Genomic DNA, 18,881 nt, shown 5'->3' with positions numbered 1-18,881 from the left:
TTTAAAGTATGTCAATATTCTTTATATAAATATAGAATATTTATCCTTCCAACTTCTTTTAACATTACACTAATATGAATGAAAATGGATATTATTAAGTACATATTATATACTAAATAGCAGCGCATCGCTTTATAGTGATAAAGATTTATAATTCTCTATACACTAAATTAATTTTTAGTAAATAACTCTTTTTTTAATTTTTTTAAAGCTTTTTTTTCTATTCTCGATACATATGATCGTGATATTCCTAAATTTACTGCTATTTCTCTTTGTGTTTTGCATTTTCCATCAATTAATCCATATCTCATTATTATAATAGCACTTTCTCTTTTGGTTAATGACTCAATCAACTTTTTATATAGAGCTCTAACTTGTAAATTGCTTTCAACTTTTTCTAAGACGCTATCTTTTTCACTGCTTAGTATATCCATAAGACAAAATTCATTTCCTTCTTTATCGACTCCGATTGGATCTTGGAGATAAACTTCACTTTTTTGCTTTTTACTATTTCTAAACAGCATTAGAATCTCATTTTCTATACATCTAGAAGCATAAGTTGCAAGTCTAGTACCCTTACCTGCATCGAAAGAATCAATCGCTTTTATTAATCCAACAGTACCAATTGAAATTAATTCATCTACATCCTTATTAGGAAACGAATATTTTTTTACTATATGAGCTACTAATCTTAAGTTTCTTTCAATTAAAATACTTTTGGCATTTTTATCTCCTTCTTTAAATTTTTTCAAATACATTTGTTCTTCTGTTTCATCTAAAGGTAGTGGAAATGTATTATTGTTTGTCACATATCCAGTTAAGAATAGTGAATTTAATATTAGGTCTATAAAGCTATTTAATATAAACACCTTTTTCCTCCATAGCAGTGCTTGATATTATAATATGTTGGAGTACCAAAAAAGTTGCTTATACATTTTTATTTTTTATATTTATATTTTACTATATAGGTTCTAAATGATATAATTCACTCTTAATAAAGTTATTTGGTTTGTAGCGACCGATATTCCAATATATGTTCTTATTAATTAATTTTTTTAGAACACTTATATTGCAATTAAATTTCTATATCACAAGCTTAATTTACCACTTAGTTCACTAGAATTCTAAATGTAAATTTATTATCTCACTATATATAATATAGCAGTGATTAAATTTCACTACTTCGCATTTAAAGTTTTAACTATATCTTTAAATATTGGTGCTGCAGTATCGCCACCACCAAGATCTTCATTATTAGCATCCTTATCCATCTGTATGTCTGGAGTAAATACTACCATAGTATAGTTTTTTCCTCCTGCACTAAAATATCCAGCAAACCATCCATGAGTTTTACCTTCACTACCTGTCGCCGAACCAGTTTTACCACCTATATCAAGATCTGATTCATACGCTTTTATTCCTGTTCCTTTCAAAACAACCTGCTTCATTTCATTCTTAACTATTTTTGCTGTTGTTTCACTAAATACTCTCTTTTTATCAGTTTTAAACTCTTTTATTAAATTATCATCTTTATCCAAAATACCTTCGACTAAGTATGGTTTTTCATAAACCCCATTATTAGTTATAGAATTTATAGCTCCCAGCATTTGAATTGGAGTTACATTCATGCATTGTCCTATAGATATATTGTTTATTCCGGACTCCTCTTCTGGTTTCACCCCTTGTGCCTCTTTTACAATTCCACTATTTAAATTTAGTACTCTATCGTATAATCCTAATTTCTGTGAGTAATCCATTAATTTATCATAGCCAACTTTTGCTCCTATATCAGCAAATACATCATTAGAAGACTTTTCAAAGGCCTGCTCAACTGATAATTTACCATATACTTTTCTATCTATCTTACCTGCTCCAACAAAAGTATCATTTATATTTATAAGCCCCATATCTAAAGCTGCTCCGAGTGTTATCACTTTGTAAATAGATCCAGGTTCATATCCAATCTGCTGTATACCTAAATTTACATTAGCAGCGCTTTCGTCCTTTTGAACCATTGCCCTAATTTTACCTGTATCACTTTCCATTATAGTAACCCCTACATTGCTTAAATATGAATATTCCTCTTTATCCAAAATATCTCTTATTTTATTTTCAATATCACTATCAAGAGTTAATTTTAAATTTTTATTATCATCACTTATACTTACTGATTGTTTCGCATAAACAGCTTTATTATCTAAATAAAATTCACTTTTAGGTTTTTCATTATCTTTTAGATAATCATACATATCACCTTCAAGAGTTCCTGCTTCATGTTCCTCATCTAATATTTTAGATAACATACTGCTGACACTCCACGCTTTTTTAGTATCTACTTCATCAGAAATATAAGTATATATTCCTTTTATATTTTTTAGGTTATTAATTTTATTATATGTATCCTCTGATATGTTAAAATATAATTTCCCACTTTGTTTCATTATATCTGAATAACTAAAATCAGGATTTTCAGATTTCATTATGAAATTAAACGCCATTAAATCCTCAAGTGTTTCTTCATAGTTATTTAAACTGAATGGTCTTGTATCAATGACAAGTACGTATTTTTTGTTATACTTCATTAAATCTTTCCCATTAGTGTCTAAAATCATATAATTCATATTGCTAATATTTTCTTCTTGGTGATTTTGATAAGAACTCACAACTCTTTCAGATGGATATATTTGCAATATTGTTAAACGCGCTGTTAACATAACAATTACAGTCATAAGCATAGCTAGAATCTGAATCAATCTCTTATTTCTATCAAATTTTCCAGTAAAAATGAAAAACACCTCCCTCTCTAGCTTAGATTCTAGCCTTAAATAAGGTGTTTTATTCAAAATATCTGGACTTATATATTTATAGATATCCAGCTCTAAAGCTAAATTTATGTGGTAACTTACCGAAATCATAAATATTTTGTTCCGAAAAGCTATGAAAATATCGCTGAAAGCGCTAAAAATAAAAGCTTGCAACAACTTTAGCTTGCTCCGAATTATTCATTCGTACAAGTCAAAGTTGAGCAAGCTCCCATTAAATAAACTATTCTTTGTCTTTAACTATTAAATCTTTTTCTTTTAGAGGAATATCTACTCTTACTTTGTATATCATTTTCGCTCTATTTGCCGACTCTATTGGAGTTCCGTTTTCTTCTGTCATATCATCAAGAACAACTTCGAAATTATCTCCTTCTGGTCTTAAAACTTCTACTGTATCACCATTTAATACTTTATTTTTTTGTTCAATAGTTGCTATTTTTGTTTCTTCATCGTATGCTCTTACTATTCCTATTATATCTGCATGCCTTATATACGCTGAATCTTCGTATACTTGCTCTCCACTCTGGCCATAGTAAAAACCTGTATGATATACTCTGTGACTTACTTTATTTAAATTTTCCATCCACTTTGGATCGAATTTATAATTATCAGGATCTTTCATATATGCATCCACTGCCTGCCTATATGATTTAACTACTGCTGCAACGTAATATAAACTCTTCATTCGTCCTTCGATTTTTAGAGAGTATACTCCAGCCTTTATAACATCGTCTATATGTTGAATCATACATAAGTCTTTTGAATTCATTATGTATGTTCCATTCTCATCTTCAACTACTGGATAAAATTCATTTGGTCTCTTTTCTTCTACCAAATGATATTTAAATCTACATGCTTGCGCACAAGCCCCTCTATTAGCGTCTCTCCCAACCATATAATTAGAAATTAAACATCTTCCTGAGTAACTTATACACATTGAACCATGCACAAATGCTTCGATCTCACATTCCTCTGGTAAGTTATCTCTCATTTCTTTTATCTCAGTTAAGCTAAGCTCTCTAGCCATTACTATTCTCTTAACACCTTGTTCATACCAAAACTTAGCTGCTCTCCAGTTAACATTATTAGCTTGAGTGCTTAAGTGAATCTCTAAATTTGGTGCAACTTCTCTAGCCGCTGAAATTATTGCTGGATCTGATGCTATTATTGCATCAACACCTGTTTCATATAATTCCTTTATATAATCTTCTACTCCGCCTAAATCTGCATTATGAGGGAAAACGTTCATAGTTACATAAACTTTTCGATTTCTATCATGAGCGTATTCCACGCCTTCCTTTAATTGTTCATTAGTAAAATTATCTGCAAATGCTCTTAGATTTAATTTGCTTCCGCCAAGATATACAGCGTCTGCACCAAAATCTATTGCTATTTTAAGTTTATCTAAATTTCCTGCTGGTGCTAAAATTTCTGGTCTTATCATTTTAATTTACCTCCTCTTTGTAACTGCAATTCCATCTCCCATTGGTATAACAGATGTAATTAAGTTTTCATCTTGAGTAACTAATTCCAAATAAGTCCTCATTCTCTTTACTATTGTAATTTTTCTTCTTTTAACTAATTCTTGTGATGCCACCATACCTCTAAATAAAACATTATCAGCAACTATTACTCCATCTGGATTAAGTAGTCTCAAACAGTGTGGCAAAAAGTGGTTGTAATGTCCTTTGCCTGCATCCATAAAAATCAAATCAAAAGGCTCATTTAATTTTTCTAAAATCTCTAAACAATCGCCCTCTTCAATTTTGATCTTATGGTCTAAATTAAATTTCTTTAAATTAATGTTTGCAAGTTCAATCATTTTTTCATCACGTTCTATTGTAACAATTTCTGGTTCTGTCCCCGCAGCTTGATACATTAGTATTGATGAAAACCCTATTGCTGTTCCAAGTTCTAATATTCTTTTTGGTTTCTTCATACTAGTCATGAATTCAAGAAATACACCTGTTTCTTTTTGAACAATAGGCACCCCATTTGCTCTTGCAAAAGCTTCTATTTCCTTTAATGTCCCTTCTCTCTCAGGAATTAAACTTCTAATATATTCTTCCATATAGTCATATGTGATTTCGCTCATGAATTTCCTCCATAAATCTGTATTATAGATAAACAAATCAATAACTTGATTTATAATTTATATCTAATTCTTAAGTTGTTTATCTATAGATAAGCAATTTAAGAATTTTACTTATGCATTTGATTAGTTTTTCAATTTACTTGAGTTAGACTGGGTATATGTCAAGTTCTTGTTTTGGAAATCTATACATATCCAAAATTAAGTCTCTATATTATACTTTAGAACTTAAATTATCAATTCACAACTATCGATTGTGCATTGTGTGCATTACAGTTAGTATCCCAACTCTTTTTTCTTATTTAAAAAATCTTCATAGTTATTGGTAAAATAATGTGATCCATCATCTTTCATAATATAATATAAATAATCTGTCTTTTCAGGAAGCAATGCTGCCTTAATGCAGTCTAAACCTGGATTTGCTATAGGACCAACTGGCAGGCCTTTATACTTATACACATTATATGGAGAATCTACTTCTAGATGCTTGTTTAATACTACATCAACATGATATCCTAATGCATAAATTACGGCTGCGTCTATTTGAAGTTTCATATCTTTCTCTAATCTGTTGTAAATAACTGATGATATTAATGGCCTATCACCAGGCGCTCTTGCTTCTCTTTCTATCATGGAAGCTATAGTAACTATTTTTTCAACATCTTCATCACTTATTTCAACTTTAGTCTCATCTTCTGCCTGCTTCAGCACATCTTCAAATCTATCTAACATAGATTTAATTACATCATTTGCATTTGACCCTTTTTCTATTAAATATGTATCAGGATACAAATATCCTTCCAAATTATATCTCTTCTTATTATTATTTTTCACGAAACTAGGCAATTTATAATCTTTAACGTCTTTAATAAATTCGTCTTTAGAACAAATACCTTTATCTTCTACGCTTTTAGCAATATCTTCTATAGAATAACCTTCTGGTATAGTTAATTTAACCAAATCCTTATCCCCATCCTTATTTTCTAAAGATTTTATCAGTTCTTCTAAGGATGAATTTGTATTTATTTCATATATACCTTCTGTTAAATTTACTTTTCTCTTATCTATAGCCAGATTTACTTTAATAAGAAGTTTATTGGTCAATTTATTTTCTTTGTCTAACTTATCCAATATATCATAAAAACCTTCGCCTTGTTTGACTTCAATTATAATTGAGTCTTCAGTCGACTTTAATGGTTTTCTTATGGTACTACTATAAGATATTACAAACGTCAGAGTTATTACAAATAAAAATAATATAATTAACAGTATTAGCTTTCTAAAAGATTTATATTTATTCATAAACTTTTTCTACTTTCTCCTAGATATAATTAAAAGTAAATAGCCAAATAAAGACCATTTACTTTAATTATATTTATTTTATTTAATAGTTAAAGTATTTTCAGCAAATTATTTTTTGTTTCTGCTAATCATTCTTCTTCTTTCAGCACTATCCAATACTCTTTTTCTCATTCTTATATTCTTTGGTGTAACTTCTACCAATTCATCAGCATTTATAAATTCTAAACATTGTTCAAGAGACATTTCAACTGGTGGAGTTAATTTTAATGCATCATCAGCACCTGATGATCTTGTATTAGTAAGTTTCTTCATTTTACATACATTAATTTCAAGATCCTCTGCTCTTGCAGAAACCCCAACAATCATACCACCGTATACAGGAACACCAGCACCTATGAATAATTGCCCTCTTTCTTGAGCACTATATAATCCATATGCTATTGAATCTCCTGCTTCAAATGAAACTATTGATCCTCTGCTTCTTCCTGGAATATCACCTTTGTATTTTTCATAAGAATGGAATACGTGATTCATAATTCCATTACCTTTTGTATCAGTCATTAATTCACTTCTAAATCCAATAAGTCCTCTAGCTGGAACTGTGAATTCTAATCTTGTATATCCATTTACTGCAGATGTCATATTAACCATTTCTGCTTTTCTTGGTCCAAGCTTTTCCATAACAGGTCCCATAAATTCTTCTGGAACATCAATTGTTAAGTACTCAATTGGTTCTTCCTTGTGGCCATCTACTTCCCTAAATATAACATTTGCCTTTGAAACTTGGAATTCATATCCTTCTCTTCTCATTGTTTCAATAAGAACTGAAAGGTGAAGTTCTCCTCTTCCTGAAACTTCAAAACAATCTGGAGTAAGTTCTTTTACTCTTAAACTTACATTTGTTTCAAGTTCTTTCATTAATCTATCTCTTAAATGTCTTGATGTTACGAATTCACCTTCTTGACCTGCAAATGGTGAATCATTAACCATGAAGTTCATATTTAATGTTGGTTCATCTATTTCAAGGAATGGTAATGCTTCTGGCGATGATGAATCTGCTATAGTATCACCTATATTAGCATCAATAACACCACTTACTGCAACTATATCTCCCATTGAAGCTTCTTCTGCTTCTTCTCTCTTTAATCCTTTGTATGTGAATATACTAGTTATTTTGTAATTAGCGCTTGATCCATCATTCTTCAATAAAGCAACTGTTTGATTTCTCTTTACTGTACCTCGATGTATCTTACCAATTGCAATTTTCCCAACAAATGCATTTGTATCTAGTGTACTAACAAGCATTTGAAGTGGTTCATCAATATATCCTTCTGGTGGTGCAACATATTTTAATATTGTATCAAATATAGGAGTCATATCGTTATTTTGATCATCTACATTATATCTTGCAAATCCTTCTCTAGCTGACGCGTAAATAATTTGGAAATCTAATTGTTCATCATTAGCTCCGAGTTCTACGAATAGATCAAATACTTCATCAATAACGTCTGTTGGTCTAGCATTTGGTTTATCTATTTTGTTGATTATAACTATTGGCTTTAAACCTAATTCTAATGATTTCTTTAAAACGAATTTAGTTTGTGGCATTGGTCCTTCATAAGAGTCAACAACAAGCAAAACTGAATCAACCATCTTAAGTACACGTTCAACTTCTCCACCGAAATCAGCATGCCCTGGTGTATCTACTATATTTATTTTTATGTCATTATAAATTACTGCAGTATTCTTTGAAAGAATTGTAATTCCTCTTTCTTTTTCTAAGTCATTAGAATCCATTACTCTTTCTTCTACTTTTTCATTAGCTCTAAATGTATGGCTTTGTTTTAACAAAGCATCTACTAAAGTTGTCTTACCGTGGTCAACGTGGGCAATTATAGCAATATTTCTTATATCTTCTCTTTTAATTAATTCCATTATTATTCCTCCAAACAGCAAGCAAGCTGCGAATTTTTCTTTTATAGTTTCTCTTTAGTTTGCATATAAATTAGTTAAAATTTAAGTATACACTGTAAATAACTTCATACTGTTAACATATTATTACTATTATTATAAATAAATTGCGATTAAAATTATTCACATATAAATGTAAACCTATAACTGTTTTTCTCCAAAAGAAAATTGGATACTTAAAGTATCCAATTCCTACACAACTATTATAAATTCTACTCTTTTCATCAAAAAAAGTCAACCCTATTCCAAAGAATATATATTTAACAATTTAATATTTAGTTAATTCATAATTTAATTATCAATAACAAAATATATTCTTTGCAGTTTTAGAATCACTATTTTCTTTCACACTTCCAAAAACTTCTAAAACTCCATAATTATTGGCAATATCATAGGTTTTCTCTTAGTCTTTTCGTAAAGATACTCTCTAAGTTGATCCCTCATCTTAGATTTTAATGTAGCCCAGTCAGTAATCTGTTTTTCTTCACAAGTCTTTAATACAGATTTAACAATTTCTCTTGCTTCATCCATAAGACCTTCAGATTCTCTAACATAGACGAATCCCCTTGAAATTATATCTGGACCGGATACAACCCTTCCAGTTTGTTTCTCTATTGTAACTACTATTGTTAATATACCATCTTGTGAAAGATGTTTTCTATCTCTTAAGACAATATTTCCGACATCTCCAACACCGAGACCATCAACAAACACTTGCCCTGAAACAACAGTACCATTCTTTTTAATATAATTTCTTGCTACTTCGATAACATCACCATTCTCAGGTATTAATAAATTCTTTTCTGAAAGTCCAACTTCCATAGCTAATTCACCATGCTTCTTTAAATGTCTATATTCACCATGAACTGGCACAAAGAATTTTGGTTTAACTAAAGCCTGCATTAGTTTAAGTTCTTCTTGACATGCATGACCTGAAACGTGAATCTTTTCCTGAGAATCATATATAACTTGAGCACCCTTTTTAAATAGTTGATTTATAACTTTTGAAACAAATTTTTCATTACCTGGTATAGGTGTTGCTGAAATAATTACTGTATCGCCTGGAATTACATTAATTTTTCTATGCTCCGATGCTGCCATTCTTGCAAGAGCAGACATTGGTTCCCCCTGGCTTCCAGTTGTTATTACAACAATTTTTTCGTTTGGATATTTTGAAATTTGATCCACTGGAACAAGTACATCTTTTCCAACTGTGAGATATCCAAGTTCTATTGCAACTTGAACAATATTCTCCATACTTCTTCCTGAAACTGCTACCTTCTTTTCATAAGCTTCAGCAGCTGTAATTATTTGCTGAATTCTGTGAACATTAGATGCAAATGTTGCAACTATTAACCTACCCTTAGCCTTACCAAAAAGTCTTAGGAAAGTTTCGCCAACAACCTTTTCTGTCATAGTATATCCTGGTCTTTCAACATTTGTTGAATCCGCCATTAATACTAAAACTCCCTTTCTTCCAAGTTCAGCTAATCTTCCAAAATCCATCATTTCTCCATCAATTGGTGTGTAATCAATCTTAAAATCTCCTGTATGAAGTACTACCCCAAGTGGTGTATGAACTGCAATTGCAACTGAATCTGCAATTGAGTGATTAGTCTTTATAAATTCAACTGAAACACTATCAAGTTTAATTATATCCTTTGGCTTTACTCTTACTAACTCTGTTGAAGCTAACAAACCGTGTTCTTTTAGTTTTGTTTCAACTATTCCAAGAGTAAGCTTAGTGCCATAAACAGGAACATTTAGTTGTCTAAGCACATACGGCAACGCTCCTATATGGTCTTCATGTCCGTGAGTTAAAAATATCCCCTTGATTTTCTCTGAATTTTTGATTAGATATGAAACATCTGGTATTACAATATCTATTCCAAACATATCATCATCCGGAAATTTTAGTCCACAGTCTATAATAATAATATCTTCTTTATATTCTATAGCTGTTATATTTTTTCCGATTTCGTTTATACCACCAAGAGGAATTATCTTTATCTTCGCTCTTTCATTTTTCATACTTCCCCTCCTTCTTCTTAATATTATATTTATAAACAAAGGTTCTTTCTTTAGCATTAAAAAATAACAAGTCCTATGTGACAATATATTTCACATTAATATAGGCGACCTTAATCTACATTCCAATCTATAAGCCTACATTGCTTTATTTAGCATATAAGGTTTAGCCATATTAATTCACTTTAAATACATATACCTTAATAACAATTACCATTTGATACCATGCCCTTTTAAGCATGGCACTAAATGCATTTTCTTAGTAAATATATAAACCGTAAAATACATATCCTTACTTCATTCACGGCAAAATATCTGGCACACTTTTGACTTTATTTTATTTTTAATTTTCTATTAAAAGTCCTTTTATTCATCACTTAGCTTCTTTTGGCATTCATCACATACGCCAAAAAATTTTAAACTATGGTCTAAAATCTTAAACTTATATTGCTTTTCAATTCCAGATTCTAAATCCTCTAATAAATCATCCTGAACTTCCAAAACCTTATGACAGATATTACAAATAAGATGATGATGTCTGTGCGTTTCATTTGAATGCACTATTTCATATCTACTACATCCATCATTTAGATCTAATCTTGATATTACTCCTAATTCTTCTAGCAAAAGAATAGTTCTATATACTGTTGCTAATCCAATTTCCGGACAACTTTTTTTTACACTATCATATATTTCTTCCGCTGTTAAATGTTGACCTTCATTTTCAATAATAGTATCAACAATTGATCTTCTTTGTGGTGTTAATTTATAACCCTTTTTTTTCAAGTCTTCCTTCAAGGCATTCATATCAATTAAATTTGATGCATCCATACATGACACCTCACTTTTCATATTAAATGAATTGATTTTTCTCTAAATAAACATTAAAGAAAATATCATATTACTAGATTGTATACTATTCCTCAATTAAGCCATCTTCATTCATAAGAGTTTCATAAGTTTCTAATACCATTTCGAATTCTTCATCGTCATCTTCTAAAGCTATAAATATATCGCTTCCATCCTCATCTTTGAATATCTTAAAAGCATAAGCTTCATCAGTTTCTTCAAATGCAGGAGTTGCAATAATATATTGGCCTTTTAATTTTTCTATTTCAAAGTATATAACAACCTCAAACTTAACGTCATTTCCTTCTTGATCAGGTATATATACATATTTTGCTTCCTTATCCATAAATGTATCCCTTCTGTATTTTATTTTTATTTATGTTGCAATTCACAATGCACATTTCACAATTCACAATCGCGATTAAAATTCTTGCGATATTTTTAGAATTATGATAAGGATTATTTTTGCAATATATATTTATTAATAAAAGCATATTGTATAAGAAATTAATCTTATACATATACTCCTCAAAATTTCCTATTCCATCAGATATTTATTTTCTTGAAATCATATCTAAATATCCTTGAAGTATGTAAGTTGATGCAACTTTATCTACTATCTTCTTCCTCTTATTCCTTGACAAATCAGCTTCAAGCATTGCTTTATGTGCTGCAACAGTAGTTAAACGTTCATCCCAGAATTTCACTTCTACATTAAGTTCTTCTTCTATAACCTTTCCAAAAGCCATCGCAATCTCTCCAGATGGTCCTATTGTTCCGTTCATATTCTTGGGTAATCCAATTACAATAACCTTTGCATCATATTCATCACAAAACTTTTTTATTTCCGCTATATCTTTTTCTTTATTAGTTCTTCTAACTGTAGTCAGGCCTTGAGCAGTGAATCCTAATGGATCACTTACTGCCACTCCAATAGTCTTTGAACCCAAATCTAATCCAAGTATCCTCAAATCACAGCACCTCTCACAACATATAAGCAACAAATATCAAGAAAATCTCGATATCACGCTTTCTTTCATATACTAAAATTAAAAGTGCCCGTTATAAACGGGCACTCTCTACTTTATCTCTAAATAAGATTTTATAACTTCTTCTAGTATGTCATCTCTCTCGAGTTTTCTTACTAAAGCTCTTGCTCCGTTGTAATTAGTGATGTAAGTAGGGTCTCCTGAAATCAAATATCCAACTAATTGATTTATAGGATTATATCCTTTTTCCTGTAATGAATTATAAACCTCTGTTAATATTGTTTTTGTAAGAGCTTCTTTATTCTTACTTAAATCAAATTGCATTGTATGTTCAATATTATTACTCATAAAATTGCTACTTAAAGCAACTCACCCCCTTAATCATTTTATAAGGAAACGATATCCATATTTATTATTAACTTTATTTTTTAAATTTATTCACTAACTATAATTAGATTATAACCTATTTTTTATAAAAAGTATACTACTTTGCTAAAGTTTCCACTATTTTATATGATTCTTCAATCGCCTCTTGTATCTTTTCTGGCATCTTTCCACCTGCTTGAGCCATGTCTGGTCTTCCGCCGCCTCCGCCGCCAAGCATAGAAGATATTTCTTTTATTAACTTTCCGCAATGAGCACCTTTAGCTACTGCATCTTTAGTTGCCATAGCACAAATAATAACTTTTCCAGCATTTGCACTCATAAGTAAAACTATGCTATTTGGAGCTTTATCTCTTACTTTTTCGCATACATCTCTTAAAGTATCACTATCAACGTCTTTTAATTCATAAGAAATTACATTTATATCCTTAACGTTTCTTGAAGAAGATACTATATCATCTATTCCCATTGATGCGAATTTAGATTTTAGAGCTGTTATTTCTTTATCTTTTTCCTTAAGCTCCTTAACTTGTTGATCAAGTTTAGCTAATAATTCTTTTTCTGAGCATTTAAGCTTAGTTGAAATTTCTTTTAATAAATCTTTCTTTTCATTTACTATCTTATAAGCTTCTTTTCCTATTACAGCTTCAATTCTTCTTGTTCCTGCAGCAATACCACTTTCAGATATAATTTTGAATAAACCAATCTTTCCTGTGTTATCTATATGTGTTCCACCACATAATTCTTTAGAGTATTCCCCTGCACTTACAACTCTAACTTTATCAGCATATTTATCATCAAATATACCTATAGCTCCACTATTTTTTGCTTCTTGAAGATCCATAACTTCTGTAACAACTGGTGTAACACTTGTAATTGCTTGATTTACTAAATCTTCAACCCTACTTATTTCTTCCTCCGTCATAGCTTCAAAGTGAGAAAAGTCAAATCTAAGTCTATCATTACTTACATAAGATCCAGCTTGATGAACATGTGATCCAAGAACCTCAGTTAAAGCTTTATCTAAAAGGTGAGTTGCAGTATGATTTTTCTTAATGTTTTCACGTCTAACTTTATCCACCTCAATAGTAACTGTATCTCCTACTTTAAGTTCTCCTGATACAACTTCAACAAAATGAACTATTTTTCCACCTATGTTCTTTTTAGTATCAAGCACATTAGCCTTGAAACTATCATTGAATATTACACCTGTATCTCCTATTTGACCACCCATTTCAGCATATAAAGGAGTAACATCAGTAACTATAATAGCTTTATTTCCTTCTGTTATAGCATCTGTAAAGTCTTCACCTTCAATTAACACTTTAACTTCTGCATTTAAAGTATCATTGTCATATCCATCAAAAACAGTTTCGATTTCTCCTGGTATAATATCTAATGTTTTAACATCAGTTCCCATGTAATTAGAAACTTTTCTTGCACTTCTAGCTCTTTCTCTTTGAACTTTCATTTCTTCGTGGAAAGCATCTTCATCTAATGATAAGCCTTCATCTTCTAATATTTCTTTTGTAAGTTCCATTGGAAAACCAAATGTATCATATAATTTAAATCCATCTACACCACTAAGAACTTTTTCATTCTTTGCTTTTAGTTCACTTATAAATCCATTTAATATTTCCATTCCTGAATCTAAAGTTTCTCTAAATTTATCTTCTTCTATTTTAATTACTTTTTTAATATATTCTTTTTTGCTATTTAGTTCTGGATAAGCTTCACTTGAATCTCTTATAACAGTATCACATAAATTGCAAAGGAATGCTTCTTTAATTCCTAGAGTTTTCCCATGTCTTGCTGCTCTTCTAAGAAGTCTTCTTAAAACATACCCTCTACCTTCATTAGATGGCATAACATCATCTGAAATCATGAAAGTTATCGATCTAATATGGTCAGTTATTAATCTTAAAGATATATCTGTTTTTTGATTTTCTCCATATTTAACATTAGCTAATTTTGCAACTTCACTTAAAATATTTTCTAATGTATCAATTTCAAAAATACTATTCTTCTCTTGCATTATAGTTGCAAGTCTTTCAAGTCCCATACCTGTATCAATATTAGTATTAGCAAGTTTTTCATAGTTTCCTTTTCCATCACCATCAAATTGAGTGAAAACAAGGTTCCAGAATTCTATTATCTTATCTTCATCTGCTAATTTAACAAACTCATCAGCGTTAGTTGGTATTTCTTCTGATCTATTAAAATGAATTTCTGTACAAGGACCGCATGGACCTGCACCATGTTCCCAGAAATTATCTTCTTTGCCTAATCTAAATATATGAGTTTTATCCACATCTGTAAGTGTAGTCCAATATTCATATGCTTCATCATCATCTAAATATATAGTTACATATAATCTATCTTTAGGAAGTTCCAACACTTCTGTGATAAATTCCCAAGCCCAAGGAATTATTTCTTTCTTGAAATAATCTGCAAAAGAAAAGTTTCCAAGCATCTCAAAGAAAGTACCATGTCTACTTGTAATACCTACGTTTTCGATATCCCCTGTTCTAATACATTTTTGACAAGTTGTAATTCTTCTCTTTGGTGGCTCTTGTAATCCAGTAAAATAAGGCTTCAACGGAGCCATTCCTGCATTTATTAATAATAAACTTTTATCGTTCTTTGGAACCAAAGAAAAGCTATCCATTCTTAGATGATCTTTGCTTTCAAAAAATTTCAAATATGCTTCTCTCAAGTCATTGGTTTTCATAAATTTCATAAACTATTCCTCCATTTTTTTAGTTAACAGTTGACGATGATATTCCTTCGGAATATCTTTTATTTTATTTACAATCTTCTTATGAAGATTTAAGATTTCATAATTATTGGTGAAAAAGTCTTAATTTAAACATCGCTGCTCTTTTTAGCAGTGCATAACTACATTTTTCAAATTTGAAAAGATTCGTATTGCAGCATAGCTGCTTTTTTTATAAGTGAAAAGATCCTATTTGCAGCATAGCTGCTCTTTTTATAGGTGTATAATTTACCAAATAAAAAAAGCCCTCTCCCTAATAGATATAGGGACGAAAGCTAGAATTCCGCGGTACCACCCTAATTATGTATGATATAATCATACATCACTTAGTAATTTATAGCTCCTAGGTAGCTTCAAAATATATAGCCAAAAGTTTTCACCAACCACTTTTTCTCTGAAATGACTATGATAAATTTACTTATCCTATTCATCGCTTAATATTTAATTATTTCATCAAAATTATATTTCATATAGATAATTATGTCAATATTCAACTTTATTTGTACTACCCTAATGCATAAGCTTTTTTATAGATAACCCAACTATAATCTATACTTATGCGTATAACTCACTGAAATGAATAATATACTTTTGTTCCAGTTTCTAAGTAATTATGATGGGTGATTCTAAGGCTATAAAGTTACACCCAAAGTGCTAGCCTCAAAGAACAAGCGCTCACAGAGAAAGTTCGAAGAACGAAATATAAAATTTCGATTCTCACTTTTTGAACTAGCACATTTGGAACAACTTATAGCCAAAGTATCACATCCATCAAAATTACCAATGAAACATTCCACAAAAGTATATCACTCATTTCTGGTTGGAAGATATTTCATAGTTTATGTGATAACTTACCTAAATCATAAATATTTTGATTCCGAAAAGCTATAAAAATATCACTGAAGGTTCTAAGCAGCAGGTTTTATCCAATTTAGCATTCTCCAACTTTCCTAGGGAAGCTCAACTTATTACATTCGCTGAGCAAGCGATTCTCACCAAATCAAAGATGCACTGGGTGAAAGTTCTACTAACCAAATATAAAATTTAGAGCATCACTTTTGGTTTCTGGGCTTAAGTACCTTTAACAGCTCATTTTCAAATGTTTTCTTCATATTATTGCCCTTGTGGTTATAAATATATTTATAATTTCTAGTGCAAATACGAACTTAAGGTTTTAGCAACTTTGTAAAATGTTCATCTAATAAATCAAATTCTTAAGTTGTTTATCTATAAAATCTAAAACAGATAATAATTTATATCATCATATAAAACTTTTATAATGACAGCTATTGGCACCACTAAAACCATCCCAACAAATCCGCCAAATTTATCTCCTATAAGTAATAAAATTATTATAACAAATGGATGCATCTCTGTGCTGTCCCCTGTTATTTTCGGAGATAAAATATCGCCCTCAAGCTGTTGAATTATAAACATACCTACAATTACCCAAAATGCCTTTATTGGAGAATCTAAAAGTGCAACTATTACCGCCGGAACTGCACCAAAAATTGGTCCAAAATAAGGTATTATGTTTAAAATTGCATTCAATATAGAAATCCATAAAGGAAATTTTACTTTCAATAATAATAACAATATTAATGTTAATCCGCCTATCAATCCCGAAAGCATCAATTGACTTGTTATATATCTTGTTAACACTCTATCAATATCGCTTAATATTTTTTTAGTTAGCCCTCTTTTAGAAGTTGGCAATAGCAACAGCATTTTACTATATATTTTATTACCATCGCAAAGAAAGTAATAAACCATAATAGGTATTATTGCTAGTGACATTGCATTATCTCCAATGCTCATTAAATTTTCCACTGCATTTTCTGAAAAATTTATCCAAAAAGCATTTCCTTTTTCTAAAATTTCATTATAAATTACATTGGTGGTAGAAAAGTCATCTAAGTTATTTTTTTTCAACATTCCTTCCAGTAAACTTCTTACGTTATCAAATATATTACTGATATTGGATATCTCATTAAATAGCGTAGGAACTATAACAATTACACATGCAGTTATGATACCTATAATTATTAATATAACCACTATTGAGGATATTTTCTTACTTATTCTAAATTTTGCCTCAAACCCATCCCTAATAGGAGTCAAAGTATAAGCTAAAATAAAAGATGCTACAATAATATTTATTATTGAATTTATTGATTTGTTAAAAATGTAAGCTAATATTAAGCTAATAAAGCATAATAGGGTTATACCTAGAAGAATTGCTTTTTTATGCTTTCTTAATTGCATTGTGCCTATCCATATTATGAGGTAAAGTTTTAAACATAACTCTCTCATTTCCTGTATATAATATATATTCCTCTCCGAGGATGCATCTATTTAATAGAATAATTTGCTTACCCTTTATCATTTTATCTACTAACCCTGAGCTTATAACTATTGCTTTAATTGAATAATCTTGTATATCTATTATAATATCCTCTAGAACTCCTTTAACATTCCCCAATGTATCAATAACTTCCATATACTTAATCTCTTTAAATGTAAGTCCCTCACCTTTTTTTATATTTTCTATTATTACATCTTCACCTATATCTATAACATCTTCCATGTCTATATAGTTATTTTTAGAGAACAGATGGCTATTGGATACCTTAAATCCTACAATCTTTCCCCAAAAGAAATCTATGTATAAGTCTTCTATAATGCCAATCTTTTTGCCTTTAATGTTATAAACTTTCTTGAAATAGAAGTCTCTAGTTTTAAACATTGTGCACCTCCAAAATAATTTTTAATAGAAAGTCCTTATGCCTGTTTATGTCTATACACTATATACTGTAGTGCTCCCCCTATATTCTCTAAAATAAGTAATATAGTTAATAAACTAAATCTAGTTCATTTGATATGGTCTCCAACAAGAGGAAAATTATTCATATTAATATGCTCAAATGTATAATTTTACCGCACAATAATTTTGCACTTAAAAAATCGTAGACGAATATGGTTAATTATGAAGGCTTTGCCTCTATGAGCGAGTTCCTACGAAAATACCAATACTTTCATCATACATTGTGGATACTTTGTCTTCATGAGCAGTACTAGAGAATAAAAATAGTACCTACTATTTAGTAAGTACTTAATTTCAGCAATTAAAATTTTTGAGATAAAATCTTAACATCCTTAGAATTTGGGTGAATCTATTCAAGAATATACAACCGTTTTCTTTAACTTTAATAAAAGAGACACTACCATTATCAGTTGTTAGAAAAATTAATGTAAGTATAAAATATTCATTCTAAATGCCAATTTAGAAATGCAGCTTTTTATTCGCTTCATGACATTACCCTCTTATTATTTAGATTTACTCCAATCACTTCCACTTATATCTTACTTCTAAGTATTCACCACCTCTGTCGTATCCTAATATGTTATATCCATTTTTGTTATATCCTTCTTTATCAAAACCTGCACTATTAAATCCATTTCTATCATATCCTTTTTTGTCGTATCCTTCTCTATCATACCCTTCCTCGTTATAATATGTCCCATTTCTATGCATTCCTCTTTTACCAAATCCATACTCGTCATACTTCGTGCCATTTTTATGAAATCCTTTAGAATTAAAGCCATGTTCATCGTATCTTTTTAACACCTTGAAGATATTCAAAAAATCACCTTCCAATTTTTTACTT

15 protein-coding genes and 1 other annotated feature are annotated in these 18,881 nt (G+C 30.0%); all 15 genes read right to left on the bottom strand.

Features of this window, described 5'->3' with window-relative positions; translation table 11 throughout:
• Positions 1 to 170: 170 nt before the first annotated feature.
• On the bottom strand, positions 171 to 869 hold the full coding sequence (sigK, locus tag L1S46_RS02810) for an RNA polymerase sporulation sigma factor SigK (protein WP_011968455.1): 699 nt from the start codon (positions 867 to 869) through the stop codon (positions 171 to 173).
• 309 nt (positions 870 to 1,178) lie between these two features.
• Complete coding sequence (locus tag L1S46_RS02805; protein ID WP_077310043.1) at positions 1,179 to 2,795, bottom strand: penicillin-binding transpeptidase domain-containing protein; 1,617 nt, start codon at positions 2,793 to 2,795, stop codon at positions 1,179 to 1,181.
• A gap of 250 nt (positions 2,796 to 3,045) precedes the next feature.
• Positions 3,046 to 4,266: a U32 family peptidase gene (locus tag L1S46_RS02800; RefSeq protein ID WP_238899192.1), complete on the bottom strand. Its 1,221-nt coding sequence runs from the start codon at positions 4,264 to 4,266 to the stop codon at positions 3,046 to 3,048.
• A gap of 6 nt (positions 4,267 to 4,272) precedes the next feature.
• Complete coding sequence (locus L1S46_RS02795; protein ID WP_011968452.1) at positions 4,273 to 4,917, bottom strand: O-methyltransferase; 645 nt, start codon at positions 4,915 to 4,917, stop codon at positions 4,273 to 4,275.
• 273 nt (positions 4,918 to 5,190) lie between these two features.
• Complete coding sequence (gene mltG / locus L1S46_RS02790) at positions 5,191 to 6,216, bottom strand: endolytic transglycosylase MltG (RefSeq protein ID WP_238899191.1); 1,026 nt, start codon at positions 6,214 to 6,216, stop codon at positions 5,191 to 5,193.
• Between the two features lie 108 nt (positions 6,217 to 6,324).
• The gene (gene typA / locus L1S46_RS02785) at positions 6,325 to 8,151 is read right to left on the bottom strand and encodes a translational GTPase TypA (protein WP_011968450.1); all 1,827 of its coding nucleotides are present in this window, start codon (positions 8,149 to 8,151) and stop codon (positions 6,325 to 6,327) included.
• Between the two features lie 399 nt (positions 8,152 to 8,550).
• Positions 8,551 to 10,218: a ribonuclease J gene (locus tag L1S46_RS02780; protein WP_011968449.1), complete on the bottom strand. Its 1,668-nt coding sequence runs from the start codon at positions 10,216 to 10,218 to the stop codon at positions 8,551 to 8,553.
• 363 nt (positions 10,219 to 10,581) lie between these two features.
• Entirely contained in the window at positions 10,582 to 11,046 is a 465-nt protein-coding gene (locus L1S46_RS02775; RefSeq protein ID WP_011968448.1) for a Fur family transcriptional regulator, read from the bottom strand.
• Between the two features lie 85 nt (positions 11,047 to 11,131).
• Positions 11,132 to 11,410: a DUF1292 domain-containing protein gene (locus tag L1S46_RS02770; protein ID WP_017210790.1), complete on the bottom strand. Its 279-nt coding sequence runs from the start codon at positions 11,408 to 11,410 to the stop codon at positions 11,132 to 11,134.
• Between the two features lie 208 nt (positions 11,411 to 11,618).
• Positions 11,619 to 12,035, bottom strand: coding sequence for a Holliday junction resolvase RuvX (gene ruvX, locus L1S46_RS02765; protein ID WP_011968446.1), 417 nt, complete (start codon positions 12,033 to 12,035; stop codon positions 11,619 to 11,621).
• 108 nt (positions 12,036 to 12,143) lie between these two features.
• Positions 12,144 to 12,401, bottom strand: coding sequence for an IreB family regulatory phosphoprotein (locus L1S46_RS02760; protein ID WP_008424959.1), 258 nt, complete (start codon positions 12,399 to 12,401; stop codon positions 12,144 to 12,146).
• A gap of 136 nt (positions 12,402 to 12,537) precedes the next feature.
• Positions 12,538 to 15,177, bottom strand: coding sequence for an alanine--tRNA ligase (alaS, locus tag L1S46_RS02755; RefSeq protein WP_238899190.1), 2,640 nt, complete (start codon positions 15,175 to 15,177; stop codon positions 12,538 to 12,540).
• Between the two features lie 297 nt (positions 15,178 to 15,474).
• Positions 15,475 to 15,653, bottom strand: a binding site (T-box leader).
• Between the two features lie 796 nt (positions 15,654 to 16,449).
• Positions 16,450 to 17,478 (bottom strand): AI-2E family transporter, encoded by a 1,029-nt coding sequence (locus L1S46_RS02750; protein ID WP_238899189.1) that lies wholly within the window; start codon positions 17,476 to 17,478, stop codon positions 16,450 to 16,452.
• Positions 17,459 to 17,959 carry a PRC-barrel domain-containing protein gene (locus L1S46_RS02745; protein ID WP_238899188.1) on the bottom strand — a complete coding sequence of 167 codons (501 nt, stop codon included), beginning with the start codon at positions 17,957 to 17,959 and terminating at the stop codon, positions 17,459 to 17,461. Before L1S46_RS02745 ends, L1S46_RS02750 begins: the two co-directional genes overlap by 20 nt.
• Positions 17,960 to 18,559: 600 nt before the next feature.
• Positions 18,560 to 18,841 (bottom strand): hypothetical protein, encoded by a 282-nt coding sequence (locus tag L1S46_RS02740; protein ID WP_238858645.1) that lies wholly within the window; start codon positions 18,839 to 18,841, stop codon positions 18,560 to 18,562.
• Positions 18,842 to 18,881: the final 40 nt, after the last annotated feature.

Source organism: Clostridium sp. YIM B02500 (assembly GCF_022324665.1).
GTDB lineage: Bacteria > Bacillota > Clostridia > Clostridiales > Clostridiaceae > Clostridium > Clostridium beijerinckii.
This window is presented reverse-complemented; position numbering and strand designations above follow the sequence as displayed.